The organism is Paenibacillus allorhizosphaerae, from assembly GCF_042659105.1.
Taxonomy (GTDB): Bacteria; Bacillota; Bacilli; order Paenibacillales; family NBRC-103111; genus Paenibacillus_G; species Paenibacillus_G allorhizosphaerae.
Genome location: NZ_JBHSRV010000003.1, coordinates 495,339 through 509,432, shown reverse-complemented (window position 1 = coordinate 509,432; position 14,094 = coordinate 495,339). Strand labels below are relative to the sequence as shown.

At 53.4% G+C, this 14,094-nt stretch carries 13 protein-coding genes; 9 read left to right on the top strand and 4 right to left on the bottom strand.

The genetic code is table 11. From position 1 onward, the window contains the following. Positions 1-62 precede the first annotated feature (62 nt). Positions 63-1,382, top strand: coding sequence for an ABC transporter substrate-binding protein (locus ACFQI7_RS15540; protein ID WP_218097820.1), 1,320 nt, complete (start codon positions 63-65; stop codon positions 1,380-1,382). Between the two features lie 76 nt (positions 1,383-1,458). Beyond that, entirely contained in the window at positions 1,459-2,580 is a 1,122-nt protein-coding gene (locus ACFQI7_RS15535) for a glycoside hydrolase family 88 protein (RefSeq protein WP_218097819.1), read from the top strand. 13 nt (positions 2,581-2,593) lie between these two features. On the opposite strand, the gene ACFQI7_RS15530 is transcribed toward ACFQI7_RS15535, so the two are convergent. Then, positions 2,594-3,466 (bottom strand): AraC family transcriptional regulator, encoded by an 873-nt coding sequence (locus tag ACFQI7_RS15530; protein WP_218097818.1) that lies wholly within the window; start codon positions 3,464-3,466, stop codon positions 2,594-2,596. A gap of 229 nt (positions 3,467-3,695) precedes the next feature. On the opposite strand from ACFQI7_RS15530, the gene ACFQI7_RS15525 reads away from it, so the two are divergent. Continuing rightward, entirely contained in the window at positions 3,696-4,829 is a 1,134-nt protein-coding gene (locus ACFQI7_RS15525; protein ID WP_218097817.1) for a glycoside hydrolase family 172 protein, read from the top strand. Between the two features lie 196 nt (positions 4,830-5,025). Here the strand turns inward: ACFQI7_RS15525 and ACFQI7_RS15520 are convergent, their stop codons facing one another. The 3 genes from ACFQI7_RS15520 to ACFQI7_RS15510 form a co-directional block, all read right to left on the bottom strand. Further along, positions 5,026-5,787, bottom strand: coding sequence for a GT-D fold domain-containing protein (locus ACFQI7_RS15520; protein WP_218097816.1), 762 nt, complete (start codon positions 5,785-5,787; stop codon positions 5,026-5,028). A 105-nt stretch (positions 5,788-5,892) separates the two neighbouring features. Next, the gene (trhA, locus tag ACFQI7_RS15515; protein ID WP_218097968.1) at positions 5,893-6,525 is read right to left on the bottom strand and encodes a PAQR family membrane homeostasis protein TrhA; all 633 of its coding nucleotides are present in this window, start codon (positions 6,523-6,525) and stop codon (positions 5,893-5,895) included. Between the two features lie 122 nt (positions 6,526-6,647). Next, entirely contained in the window at positions 6,648-8,000 is a 1,353-nt protein-coding gene (locus tag ACFQI7_RS15510; RefSeq protein WP_218097815.1) for an N-acyl-D-glucosamine 2-epimerase, read from the bottom strand. Between the two features lie 190 nt (positions 8,001-8,190). Here ACFQI7_RS15510 and ACFQI7_RS15505 point away from each other — a divergent pair, with 190 nt between their 5' ends. The 6 genes from ACFQI7_RS15505 to ACFQI7_RS15480 all read left to right on the top strand — a co-directional run bounded on the left by ACFQI7_RS15505 (position 8,191) and on the right by ACFQI7_RS15480 (position 14,047). After that, positions 8,191-9,219 carry a CobW family GTP-binding protein gene (locus ACFQI7_RS15505; RefSeq protein ID WP_218097814.1) on the top strand — a complete coding sequence of 343 codons (1,029 nt, stop codon included), beginning with the start codon at positions 8,191-8,193 and terminating at the stop codon, positions 9,217-9,219. A 66-nt stretch (positions 9,220-9,285) separates the two neighbouring features. Then, positions 9,286-9,735, top strand: a complete 450-nt coding sequence (locus ACFQI7_RS15500) for a Fur family transcriptional regulator (RefSeq protein ID WP_218097813.1) — start codon at positions 9,286-9,288, stop codon at positions 9,733-9,735. Positions 9,736-10,133: 398 nt separating this feature from the next. Beyond that, a complete protein-coding gene (locus ACFQI7_RS15495; RefSeq protein WP_218097812.1) occupies positions 10,134-11,222 on the top strand; it encodes a sulfate ABC transporter substrate-binding protein in 1,089 nt (362 codons plus the stop codon). Between the two features lie 15 nt (positions 11,223-11,237). Then, on the top strand, positions 11,238-12,077 hold the full coding sequence (gene cysT / locus ACFQI7_RS15490) for a sulfate ABC transporter permease subunit CysT (protein WP_218097811.1): 840 nt from the start codon (positions 11,238-11,240) through the stop codon (positions 12,075-12,077). Positions 12,078-12,092: 15 nt separating this feature from the next. Beyond that, complete coding sequence (cysW, locus tag ACFQI7_RS15485) at positions 12,093-12,980, top strand: sulfate ABC transporter permease subunit CysW (RefSeq protein ID WP_218097810.1); 888 nt, start codon at positions 12,093-12,095, stop codon at positions 12,978-12,980. 5 nt (positions 12,981-12,985) lie between these two features. Then, a complete protein-coding gene (locus tag ACFQI7_RS15480) occupies positions 12,986-14,047 on the top strand; it encodes a sulfate/molybdate ABC transporter ATP-binding protein (protein WP_218097967.1) in 1,062 nt (353 codons plus the stop codon). The last annotated feature ends 47 nt before the right edge of the window (positions 14,048-14,094 follow it).

The window sequence follows — 14,094 nt, the reverse complement described above, 5'->3', positions numbered from 1 at the left end:
TGATGCCGGCCATTTGCTGTATGAATGAAACGAGAAATCGATCGATTCGGAGGCGAACGGGCATGTACAAACCGTGGGGAAAAGTTGCAATCGTTCTATTGTCGGCGGCGCAAATCGCAGGCTGCGGCGGAGGAGGGAAGCAGCCGGACGCGACTGGAGGCAAAGACGCGCCGATCAGCACGGAGCCGATAACGCTGCGCGTGCTTCAGACGAATGCAGCGATTGCGGATTTGGAATTTCAGAAGTTTTTCGTGGAACCGGTCAAGAAGAAATTTCCCAACATCACGATGGAGCTCGTTAGGACAAGCAAAGACGTTACGGTCGAAAAACTAATTACATCCGGCGAGTTGCCGGATATTTTGCTCGCCAGCACGACGGGAGTCATCCCCCTTCAAAAGCTGGATGCCATCGAGGATTTGAATCCGTATATTAAAAAATACGGTGAAGACATGAACCGATTCGACCCCTTTACAACAGAAGGCTTGAAAGGGTACAGTGATAAAGGCGAGACTGTGGCCATGCCGTATGCCATGAATTTTTCCGTCTTGTTTTACAATAAAGATTTGTTCGATAAATTCGGGGTCGCTTACCCGAAAGACGGAATGACGTGGGACGATGCCGAAGCGATTGCCCGTAAGCTTACGAAAAATGAAAACGGCGTTCCATACCGCGGTCTGAACCCCGGCGGCGTCGATCTGATGGGCTTCGGTCTGTCATTGCCTTACGTCGACAAGAAGACAAACAAGGCAGTGCTTCAAACGGATCAGTGGCGTATGGTTATGGAGAAAGCGCTTGCATTGTATAAGATTCCGGGCTATGTCGTTGACGGCAAATTTCTCGGGGGCCAGGGTCAAGGTTATTTCCTAAAAGACCGGACCTGGGCCATGATCGGCGCTTGGGGCGATATGATCGGTTCTCTTGAACAGTACCAGCAGGAAGGCAACCCGATCAACTGGGATATGGTCACGCTGCCTAACTTCAAGGAAGCCAAAGGATTTGTGCGTGAAGGCGATTTCCATATGCTGCACATATCCAGGTTAAGCAAGCATAAGGATGAAGCGTTCCGGGTTCTTTCCCATATTGCAAGCGACGAAGTGCAGACGATCATTAACAAGAGCGGACGATTGACCGTGCTCAAGAAAACGCCGGAATACCAAAAAAGCTACGGAGCCGACCTGCAAACGATCAAAGGGAAAAATTTGAATGCCATTTTCGGCGTCGCCCCGAATAAGCTGCATCCGCTAACGGAGTACGACGGGAAAGCGAGAGGCATTATTAACGATGCCGCTACAAGCGTTCTGCTGAAAAATGTGGACATGAACACGGCGCTCCGAACCGCTCAGGAACAATTGGAGAAGTATATTCAAGACCAGCAGAAGTAGTTGAGGCATCATTTTTCAAAATGACAATGTACTTTTAGTTGAACCGAACCTCTACCAAAAAGGAGCTGTGTGACGAATGAATTCGAACCCGTGGGTGGAGCGGGCATGGCAGCAAATTACGGACAAGCTGGAAACGACAAGCGAACGAATCGGCGCAGGCTTCCCGCATGCTGCGAAAGAAGGTACGTATGATCTCATGTCGCCGACCTGGTGGACCGCGGGCTTTTGGCCCGGTATTCTTTGGCTTGTATACCGCGATACCGGGAGCGATAAATATAAAGCGCTTGCACAGGAGTGCGAACGGAAGCTGGACGAGGTGTTGAATCGGTATTACCCGATCGACCACGACGCCGGATTTATGTGGACGCTGACTTCGATCGCCAGCTACAAGCTGACGCAGGATGAGGAGTCGAAGCGTCGCGCGCTGATTGCAGCCAGTCATTTGGCGGGCAGATTCAATATGAAAGGCCAGTTCATCCGTGCATGGAACGGCAAGGATCAAGGGAAAACCGGATGGGCCATTATCGACTGTATGATGAACCTGCCGTTGCTGTACTGGGCCTCCGATGTGACGGAAGACCCGCGGTTCAAGCATATCGCCGCGGCGCATGCCGATATGGTGCTGCGGGAATTTGTGCGGCCGGACGGATCGACCTACCATATCGTGACGTTCGATCCGGAGACTGGAGAACGTACCGGCGCGCGGGGCGGTCAAGGTTATGCCGAGGAATCCGCCTGGTCTCGCGGGAATGCTTGGGCTTTATACGGGCTTGCCTTGTCCTATTTGCATACCCGGGAAGAACGATTCCTACAGGCCGCCAAGCGGGTAGCGCATTTCTTCTTGGCGAATTTGCCGGAAGACCATGTGCCGCATTGGGATTTCCGGGCACCGGTTTCGGCCGATGAGGAGACGCCGAGAGATACGTCCGCAGGCGCCATAGCCGCTTCGGGACTGCTGGAATTGGCGCAGCTCGTCGATCCTGCTGAAGCCAGGCTATATCAGGATGGCGGAACGAGCATACTTCGTTCTTTGTACGAAAAGTACGGCGCTTGGGGTAAGCCGGAAGAAGGAATGCTCGTCAAAGGCACCGGCCACGCTCCCGCTAAACAAAACATCCACGTCTCGTTAATTTACGGCGATTATTACTTTGTCGAGGGCATCGCGAAATTGCGCGGGCGCAAGGAGTTATTTTGGTAATTCTTCAGATGAATCACGACCGCTTTCGGCGGAAATGGGAGGGGGCGACCCCTTCTTTATTTTTGAATGCGCGGCTGAACACATGAATGTTCGCGAAGCCGAGCCGCTCGGAAATGCTCTGCATCGTCATATCCGTGAACTGGATGAGCTGTTTTGCTTTTTCAAGCCGGACCGTTTGATGATACTGGATCGGGCTCATGCCGAAGGCGCTGCGGAACAGGCGAGCCAAATAATATTTGCTGATGTGAAACATGGACGAAAGCGCGTCCAGCGTAACGTCGCAGTCCGAATGATGATTCAAGTATTGCTGAATGTTGAGCAGGATCGGCAAATGGCCGCTTACTTGCGGTATGCTGCTCCAGTGATGCTCGCGGACCAAATAAGTTAGCAGTTTGATGAACTGGCCTTTCGTTTGCAGCTCGTGATACGGAAGCTTCAGCTGGAATTCGGTGATCAGGTCGAACAGCATTTGTTCGAATGCGGCGGGATTTTTCAGCCTCATATGATTCGGGAGAGCGATCGGCCCGTCCGACAACCGGTCGGTGCGGAACCATTGTTTTTGCTCCGGGCTCATCTCTTCCTCAGGCACGAAGGAAATGGGGACGCCGCCGCTGTCCGCCTGTTCGAGCAGATCGAAGTGAATGTGAGGCTGCCGGATATCGGCGGCTCCAACGGAACGAATCGAGTGCTTTTGTCTTGGCTTGAACAAAAAGACGTCACCCGGAATGCCTTCGTAAGTGCAGTGATTTACCGTAACGACCACTTCGCCTTCTTTTACATACAACAGTTCATAATCCCAAAGATCGCGTTCGCGGATGTGCCATGGGACGGATACGCGGCTATCCCATGCTCTTCGGATAAAAGGTGATATCAAAGCTTCGCTCAAGGTGTCCGCCTCCTCCCAATCATTATAGCAATAATTGATAAAGATGCGGCCGTTTTGGCTAAATTCAAAGGCGGGCAAGTACCGCTATACTTTAAGAGGTAAACGGGACAGCAAGAAAACAATCTTCAACCGGGACAACGAGGATATGCATGATAGAACGGCTCCTTTGGTCGAAGTTTTTCTTGTTGCATAAAATGAATCCATACGATGTGGAGGAGGAAGATTCGGTATGAAAGGACCGCTCGGACATATCGCCGATTTGCAACATGGGGTAAAAACGAAACGAGTCTCCAGCTACGACCGCACCGGCGGCAATCGGGATTGCATCACCATTCCCGCAGGCGAAACAGCGGAGCTTGCTTCAATCGACGGCGCAGGCATCATTAAGCATATTTGGATGACGCTGAGCACCAAAGATGCGTTTATTCGCCGCAATGCGATTATTCGCATGTACTGGGACGGGGAAGAGTCCCCCAGCGTACAGTCGCCGCTCGGCGATTTTTTCGGTCAAGGCTGGGGAGAGGAATACAATTTCAGTTCGCTGCCGCTCGCGGCTGCGCCGATGAAAGGAAAAGCGCTCAATTGTTATTTCCCGATGCCGTTTGGCAGAGGCGCCAGAATTACGTTGGAGAACGATTCTGAGCATGAGCTGAGATCTTTATACTTTTATATCGATTACGAGAGTCATCCGTCCATCCCTGCTACGATGGGTAGGTTTCATGCCTGGTGGAACCGGGAACTGACCGGAGTCCAGCCTCCGGAAGGGGAGACGGAATGGGGCGTCATCGCGCCGCAAGGGGCTAACAAGACGGACGCTCATAATTATTTGTTCGCCGATATTGAAGGAAAAGGGCATTTTGTCGGGATCAATTACTACGTGGACAGTCCCGGACCGATGTGGTACGGCGAAGGCGACGACATGTGGATGATCGACGGGGAAGGCTGGCCCGGATCCCTGCACGGTACGGGAACGGAAGATTTCTTCAACAGCTCGTGGTGCCCAAATGAATTGTATTCGCATCCGTACTTTGGCTATGCGCGAATCCCGGATCGGCTCGGCTGGATGGGCCGAACGCACTGCTACCGATTTTTCCTGGAAGATCCGGTTTATTTCGAAAAATCGCTTAGAGCCAGCATCGAACATGGTCACGACAATAACTTGGCGCTCGATATGAGCACGGTCGCGTATTGGTATCAGGCGGAGCCGCACAAGCCGTTCCCGCCTGTCGCTCCCAAAGCGAGCCGGGCGAACATGCCGGAAATTACCGTGCGGGATGTGCATCGCTGGCGGCATGAATGGCGCAAATCGATGGGCGGCGCGGCTACGCTGTGGGGCAACGAGCGCAAGCCGGACACGCCTTAGCGGGCAAAAACGGAACGGCGGGTTCTCACGCGAACGGTTTCAGCGGCGATATGATGCGACATACAACCAATCGATCCGAAACTAAAATGAGCACTTCCACTGCACTTTAATAAAAGTGCGTTTGGAGTGCTCTTTACGTATGGTCAAGGGTATTGCCCATTTTAGTAGTTGTATTATGCAACGCAGACGATTCGCCTTAACGCTTATGTTTCTTCAGCTTGCGAAGCCAACGTTTCTTGAAGACTTTGCGGTTGTCTCCTTTTTTCGACCAGGCGTGGGGATGGGAGAAAGCGTCCATCATGTGCCCAATTTCAACGGCGCTGCGGCGAACTTTTTTGGCGACCCGCGTGCATAGAATGCGGCCTGGAACGCCGCCGCCGACGAATACGAGATCGTACTTCTTCCGGTGCCGGCGCAAAACGGATTGGGCGCGGCGAAGCTCTCTGGCGTGGTCGAGCGATACCGTGAGCGGAATGCGGTATCCTCGTCCCTTCAGCCGTTCGGCCGCTTCCGGAGCGGCTCGGCCTACAAGCGCAACGCGATAGCGCCGCAGCAAACGACGCAGATAGCCTCCTTCGTAAAGCCGGTCGTTGATGAACGAGTCGGTAACGACGGGAGGGCGCCATTTCGTTTTTCGCATGTAAGCTCGAATTAATCGGGCGCTTCCTTTGTAATGCGACAATCCGACGATATGTGCGGATCGGACCGATCGATCAATTTTCTTCAATAGCTTTCTCGAGGGCGGAAGTTTGATGCCGAGAAATTTCGAAACGGATTTTAACGATTTGATATTATGCCTCGCAAGAAGCTTTGCCATGACATCCCCCAGACGGATGACGGAGATGGGCCGGCGTTTGCGGATGGAACGCTTCAGCAGCCGGTAAACTTTTTTCGCACCGATCGGTTTTCGTCCATATTTCGCTTTGATGATTTTTATTCTTTTCTTGCTGCTCAACATTTCATTTCAATCCCCTCTATGTCGTGGCTGCCTTCTTTATTGTATGAGACCGCCAACCGGGGGTGCGCCTATAAGGAAACGAAGCCGCGATATAGGCTTGCCAGCTTATGGCAAAACGTAGAAATAAACCGTAATGAAATGGCAAATGCTGCCGGCCAGTACAAATACATGCCAGATCGCGTGATGATAAGGGATTTTGCGCCATAAGTAAAAAATGGTTCCGAACGTATACAGCACGCCGCCGGCCACTAGAAACTGAAGTCCGGCAACCGGCAGCCCGGCCTTGAGCGGCTCAAAGGCGAACAGCACCATCCAGCCCATGGCGATGTAGAACAAGGTGGACAGCAGATTGAACCGTTTAACGAAGAACAGCTTGAAGATGACGCCGACGAGCGCCAGTCCCCAAACGACGCCGAACAAACTCCAACCAAGCGGGCTGCGGATCGTAACCAGCAGAAACGGCGTATACGTCCCGGCGATTAATATATAGATTGCGGCGTGGTCCATAATTTCGAACAAGTCGATCCACTTTTCTTTGCGGGCGCTGTGCAGCAAGGTGGAGCACAAATAGAGCAACAGCAGCGAGGTGCCGAATACGGAAAAGCTGACGACATGCCACACATTCCCGTTTCGAATCGCATGAACGAGCAGCAGCGCGAGGGCAAGCATGCTCAAAACGACGCCGACGCCGTGGCTGATGGCATTCGCGCGTTCCTGCCTCAATTCGGATAAAGTCATACTCAACTTGATTCAACTCCTGTCGGCTGATGATTCCGGATTCCCTTGATGCGTACGGCCGGTCCGAACAAGGAAACAGGCTACTCCCATTGTACCGCGAATCGGAAGCAATAACCAAATGTTCATTCGGCCGCGGGAACCGATACGCGCGTGTCGCTTGGCGTAACGTTCGCCCGCTCGCCTTTCAGCAGCCATCGTTCGGGCGTATCGCGAATACCGGACAGTTCCAGCTCGAACGATTGTTCAGGCCAGCGGCTTGATGTAAGAATGACCGCATTGCCGTCCACGTAGCAGGCGTCAATGTCTATCGGGGCTTGCTTCGCGTGTGCATCGGGAGCTGCGATTCGGTAATGTCCAGCCTCTCCAGCCGACGCTTCCTCCACCCGCTTGTTGAAAGCAAGCAGCACCCGTTCCCGGTCCATCCGGTGGGCAAACAGAGGGACCGGAGGCTCTGTGTACATCGGCAGCCCGATGGAATACTCGTACGCTGTCCACATCCGGTAGCCCGACCGGTCCGCAGCGGAGGCAAACCGCTTCAGCCATTCCCGGCTTCTGCGCATGGGGCGAAGCGAGCCGATATCCGTCTGCACGCCGAGCGGAATCACTCCGTGCGAGGCGCGGATTTGCCGCACGAACGGATCGTAGTGTTTCACGTAGTCCGGGGGAAGCTTCGCCCGCATCCAATCCGGCCAGTGCGTCTGCAGTACGTGAAGATCCGGGCGTACGAGGCGGATCATTTCCGCCGCATCGATGCCTTGAAATTCGCGGACGGCATCGACCGGGTCGCGGCCGGCGTCGACGGCGAGCGACCATGTCGCAATCGAGATATCCGGACGCGCATCCCTGACGCCGCCGGGGCTGTTGATCAATTCGTGCAGAAATCCGTTCACGGCCTGGACGCGAAATTCGATCCATAGCAAGTAGCGGGCGCGATCTTTTTTATAATAGAGAGGGGAGGCACTGTAGCGGAATTCGGGCATCTCGCCGCCGGAGAACCGTTTGAACGCCGCTCTGGCGTACGGACCGACGTCGCCGTACACGCCGCTGGACAAGCCGTTCCACTCCGGGAAGTAGGGCTCGGCGACTTCGAAGCCGGTAAACGGGTACCGCCGTACAAGGTCGGCGCACGCCGCTTTTTTCCACGCCACATAGCGGCGGCTGAATGGAGAGAAGCGGAAATAGCCGTCATTCACCGGCTTCAGCAGCGTCATTTGCCATTGTTTCCAATCCGGCGGCAAATGCCCGGCCGTGTACGATCCGTTGCCGAGCACCATAGCCCACACGTTCATCCCGCGCTCCCGCAAGGCGGATACGAGCCGCCCGTTCACGCGGGTTTCGTCCGTTACGAAATACCGCACATTGCGGTATCCGGCGAGCTCCAGCTCCAGTGCGACGCTTTCTTCCGAACGATTCTTATAGTATTCGAAGGTCGGATCGATCTGGATCGTCGGTTCGATTCCAAGCGGTTCGAACATTAGCGCACCTCATTTCAGTAAACATTGTATTAGGCTTTATGCTTAAGTGTAACAAATTAGACATGCATTCGCCTTTCTCACTTCGCCTAAGGTAATCGTAAAGTTTACTTATAATTGACAACGACTCGCACGGGGAGTACAATTTTTCCTATACTTACCCTTATTCGACAAACGAAAGCGGTGCAAACAGATGAAGCAAGCGGTTCCCGTTCATATATTGACAGGATTTCTCGGCAGCGGCAAGACGACGCTGCTCACGCAAGCGCTAGACTACTATAAATCGCTCGGCCAAAAGCCGGCCGTGCTCATGAACGAATTGGGCGACGTGAATCTCGACGGCATGATGCTGGGCGCGGAAGTGCCGATGTCGGAAATGCTCGGCGGCTGCATATGCTGTACAATTCGCGGCGATTTGGGGATGGAGCTTAAGCAGCTGGTCGATGAACATGCGCCGGATGTCGTCTTCGTCGAGTGCACCGGGGCGGCGAATCCGATTGAAATATTGGACGGCGTGACCGACGCTTCGCTGCTGACTGCGATGGAGCTGCGCTCGGTCGTTACGGTCGTTGATGCGGCGCAGCTGTCGGAACGATCGGCAAAGCCGAAAGCGAAGACGTTTCGTCTGATGGAAGATCAGATTCGCTGCGCCACGCAGCTGTTATTGAACAAAGCCGATCTGGTCGAACCGGAGGAACTGGTTCGGCTGGAAGCGCTGCTCCGCGAATGGAACCCGTCAGCTCCGATCGCGCGCACCGTGAAATGCGCCGTCGATATGTCGTTGTTCGACCGGCTGTCCGGCCGACCGGACCACCGACAGCTGCACGAATCAACTGCCGGTGATCACATTCATTCGGAGGCTTGCGGTCACGGGGAGCACTGCGGTCATACGCACCATGACGAAAAACACGGACATGACGGTCATCACCATACGCATGAGCATGTGATGGTGTATACGCATTATTTTCAAACGCCGATCGACAGCGAATCGTTCGAGGCGCTGATCGGCAAATTGCCCGCACAAATTTACAGGGCCAAAGGCATTCTACGGTTCACCGATACGATCAGTCCGTTTCTTTTTCAATATGCGTACCGGGAAATGGACTTTGTCAAAATCGCGCCCAAAGAGGAAGTGCCGAACGTCGCCGTATTTATCGGAGAGCATTTCGACAAGAGCGAGTTAGTCGATGAACTGGCCAAGCTGGAAGCGCAGCAAGCTTGACTTCCGTGCATGCATTAAGGCATTATGGAAGTAAACCTTGTGTCAGCTGTGAGAGAAGAGGGTATTATGGCGAAACACGAACATGACGTGCAATCCACTATTGACGATATCGTAAGAGCCATGTCGGCCAAAGGCTGGCGCATTACCGACCAGCGCAAAAGTTTGGCTGCGCTGTTTGCCGAAGCCAGCGGCTACCTGTCTCCGAAAGACGTCTATGATTATATGCGCCAAAAGTATCCGGGCGTAAGCTTCGATACGGTATATCGCAATTTACGCCTGCTCAGCGAGATGGGCGTGCTGGAACAAATTTATTTGAATGACGGTCTGAAATTTAGGGCCCGATGCCAATCGCATCATCATCATCATCTCATTTGCCTTGGCTGCGAGAAGACGGTGCCCTTCGAATTTTGCCCGATGAAGCATGTGGCCGGATTGCCCGGCAATTTTCAAATCGCAACCCATCGTTTCGAGGTGTTCGGCTACTGCCCGGACTGTACCCCCGTCGAAACGGAATAAACGGTGCTTTTCTTAACCGCTGCTGCGGTCGAGAAAGACGCCGTTTTTTTGTTGTTCTTTTTTAATGGCGGGCACTTAAAATTTTTTCCAAAAAACCGATTGACAGCACCGTAGGCGGATGCTAATATACTGACATAACAAAGTAAGTTTATCGGAATTATGTAATTAATAGTCACCGGACAACCGGAACCCCAATATGATGTGCTGTGGGCGCTGCTTAGCCCAGTACAGCCGATAAGCCGAAAAATAAAATCTTACTTCACGAAGTGTATTCTGACGAAGATGCATTGGTGAATATGCGGAAGCTTCTCTTATGCAAATAAAGCGGGAAAAGCCTGCCGCTCGAAGTTTGTTAATGATTTTATAAGCAAAAATTATAAATGGGGAGAGAATTCATTATGAATACACAGAAGGTGCAAACGTTCCAGTCGATTCGCAATTGGTTTGCCGTCAGTGCATTAACGATATCGCTAGTAGGTTTAACCGCTTGCGGCGGGGGCGCAGGTGGCACGGCTCCGGCTTCGGGGGCGTCCGGCAGCACAGCGGCGAAACCATCGGTCGAGCTGCTCAACGTATCGTATGATCCGACTCGCGAGCTGTATCAGGAATATAATAAAGCCTTTGCTACGTATTGGAAAAATAAATCGGGCCAGACGGTCACCTTCAAGCAATCGCACGGCGGTTCCGGCAAGCAGGGACGCTCCGTCATCGACGGATTGGAAGCCGACGTCGTCACGCTGGCGCTCGCTTACGACATCGACGCCGTTCAAGAAGCGGGATTAATTCAGAAAGATTGGCAGAGCCGTTTGAAGAACAACAGCTCGCCCTATACGTCCACCATCGTATTTCTGGTGAAAAAGGGCAATCCCAAAGGCATTAAAGACTGGGACGATTTGATCAAGCCGGGCGTGCAAGTCATTACGCCGAATCCGAAAACGTCGGGCGGCGCGCGTTGGAACTACTTGGCAGCTTACGGCTACGCCTACAAGAAGAACAACAATGACGAAACGAAAGCGAAAGAATTCGTGCAGAAGCTGTTCAAGAACGTACCTGTGCTCGATTCCGGCGCGCGCGATTCGACGACAACCTTCGTGCAGCGCGGCATAGGCGACGTACTGCTCGCTTGGGAGAATGAAGCGTTCCTTTCCATTAACGAGTTCGGCAAAGACAAATACGAGATTGTCGTGCCTTCCATCAGCGTACTCGCGGAGCCTCCGGTATCCGTCGTCGACAAGGTGGTCGACAAAAAGGGGACGCGCGAAGTAGCTGCGGCTTATCTGGAATACTTGTATTCTGATCAAGGTCAAGAAATCGCCGCAAAAAACTACTATCGTCCGCGCAATGAGACCGTTGCGAAAAAGTACGAGAACCAATTCCCGAAAGTTCCAATGTTCACTGTCGACGATGCACCGTTCGGCGGCTGGCAAAAAACGCAAAAAACTCATTTCGCCGATGGCGGCGTATTCGACCAAATTTACAAACCGTAACAGGGAGCGAGATCAATGGCAAGAAAAGCATGGAAGCAGCGCAGCATATTGCCCGGGTTCGGTTTATCGATGGGCTTTACCGTCTTGTATCTCAGCCTGATCGTACTTTTTCCGATTTCCGCCATTTTTATTAAAACATCCGGTATGGGCTGGGATAAATTTTGGCAAACGGTGCTCGATCCCAGGGTGGTCGCGGCTTATAAAGTAAGCTTCGGCACCGCCCTCGGCGCCGCCTTGATCAATGTCGTATTCGGGTTTATCGTCGCTTGGGTGCTAGTTCGGTACACGTTTCCCGGCAAAAAGCTTGTCGATGCGCTCGTCGATCTTCCGTTCGCACTGCCAACCGCCGTTGCCGGCATTGCGCTTACCACGATTTATTCCCAGAACGGATGGATTGGAAGCCTGCTGGAACCGCTCGGCGTCAAGATCGCGTTCACCCCGCTCGGCATTATGATGGCTCTTACGTTTATCGGCATTCCGTTCGTCGTGCGAACGGTGCAACCGGTGATCGAGGAGTTGGAGAAAGAAGTGGAAGAAGCGGCGGTAAGTCTTGGCGCCGGTCGATTGCGGACGTTCACCCGCGTCATCTTTCCCGAGCTGTTTCCGTCCTTGCTTACCGGCTTCACTCTGGCATTCGCCAGAGCGCTCGGGGAATACGGCTCCGTCGTCTTTATTTCCGGCAACATGCCGATGAAGACCGAGATCGCGCCGCTGCTCATTATGACCAAACTGGAGCAATACGACTATGCAGGCGCTACGGCGATCGCGCTTGTCATGCTGGTGATCTCGTTCCTGACGCTGTTGATTATTAACTATTTGCAATGGCGGGCGAATCGGCATGCCGTATCCGCGTGAGAGGAGAGGTCAACAATGGCCGGTTATGTAACGACGGTCGCGAACCCCGGAAGAGCCGTGCTGGAACGGCCTCGGCATATTACGGAACCGCGCGTCATGAGATGGTGTTTGATTGCGGTCGCGCTGCTGTTTTTAGGATTTATGCTGATCTTGCCCTTAGCGAGCATTTTTGTTGAAGCGTTCCGCAAAGGCTGGGAGGTGTACATCGCCGCCATGCAAGAACCCGAAGCGGTATCCGCGATCGGGCTCACCTTAACGGTAGCCGCCATTACGGTTCCGCTGAATGTCATCTTCGGCATTGCGGCAGCCTGGGCGATTACGAAGTTCAATTTCAAAGCAAAGAACGTGCTGATCACGCTGATCGACTTGCCATTCGCCGTTTCTCCCGTCATCTCCGGCCTCATTTACGTGCTGCTGTTCGGCGCCAAAGGCTGGTTCGGCCCATGGCTGCAGGCGCATGATATCAAGATCATTTTTGCGCTGCCGGGCATCGTGCTTGCGACCGTATTCGTCACGTTCCCGTTCGTCGTCCGCGAGCTGCTGCCGCTCATGCAGGCACAGGGGACGCAGGAAGAAGAAGCGGCCGTCACGCTGGGTGCGAAAGGATGGCGTATTTTCTGGAAAGTGACATTGCCTAACATCAAGTGGGGGCTGCTGTACGGCATCATCCTTTGCAACGCAAGAGCGATGGGCGAATTTGGGGCGGTATCCGTCGTGTCCGGTCATATCCGCGGAGAGACCAATACGATGCCGCTGCATATTCAAATATTGTACAACGAATACCAATTTGCCGCTTCGTTCGCCATCGCATCGCTGCTCGTGCTGCTGGCGGTGGTGACGCTAATAGTAAAAAGCTTGATCGAATGGAAGTTTCAAGGGCAGCATAAAACGGAAGGGGCATGACGGAGATGCATATCGTTGCCAAACACTTGACGAAGAGCTTTGGCACCTTTCAAGCGACGAAAGATGTCAGTTTCGAGATAGAGAAAGGGAAGCTGATCGGACTGCTCGGTCCGAGCGGCGGCGGGAAAACGACCATCCTCCGCATGCTTGCCGGCCTGGAGGAGCCGGATTCCGGCGATATCCTGTTTCACGACCGGAAGGTCAACCAGCTTCCTCCCCAGGAACGGGGAATCGGCTTCGTCTTTCAAAATTATGCGCTTTTCCGGCACATGAGCGTGTTCGACAACATCGCCTTCGGCTTGACGGTCCAAAAGCGAAGCAAACAGCAGATCAAGGAGCGCGTGAACGAATTGATCGAGCTGACCGGACTGCTCGGATTGGAAAAACGGCTTCCGCACCAATTATCCGGCGGTCAGCGACAGCGCGTCGCCTTTGCCAGAGCGATCGCACCGGAACCGCAGCTGCTGCTGCTTGACGAACCGTTTGCCGCCATCGACGCCAAAGTGCGCAAGGAGCTGCGCACATGGCTTAAGGATATGATCGACCGGGTCGGCATCACGACGATATTCGTTACGCACGACCAGGAAGAAGCGGTCGAGGTTGCGGATCAGATCATGATTATTAATGAAGGGCGTTTGGAGCAGCAAGGAACGCCGATTGAAATATATAAGCGCCCGCAAACGCCTTTTGTCGCTACCTTCATCGGGGAGTCGAATCAAATCGGCGATATATCGTATCTGAAAGGATTTGATGCGACCGCGCTGCCGCAGGCTAAAGCGATCATCCGGCCGGAATTTATCGAGATCGGGAGTGTGGGGGAGATTCCTTTCCCGTCCGCGGCGGAGAAAGGAACCGTAAAAAATGTGTTTTTCCGCGGTACGAATTGGCAGGTGGAAGTGGATGTGAAGGGGGACCGGTTGTTTGCTTATCGATCGCTGGAGCTGCCGGCGCTTGCGCCGGGCGATTCGGTCAGCGTCTTGATTCACCGGTTGTACTTGTTTAACGAATCAGAGCATGCGATGCAAGAAAACAGCTTGAAGAGCGATCCGCTTCCTGTCCATATATAACTGGTATTCATTCATATCATTGCGAATCCGCTAAAGGAGGGGTAGAC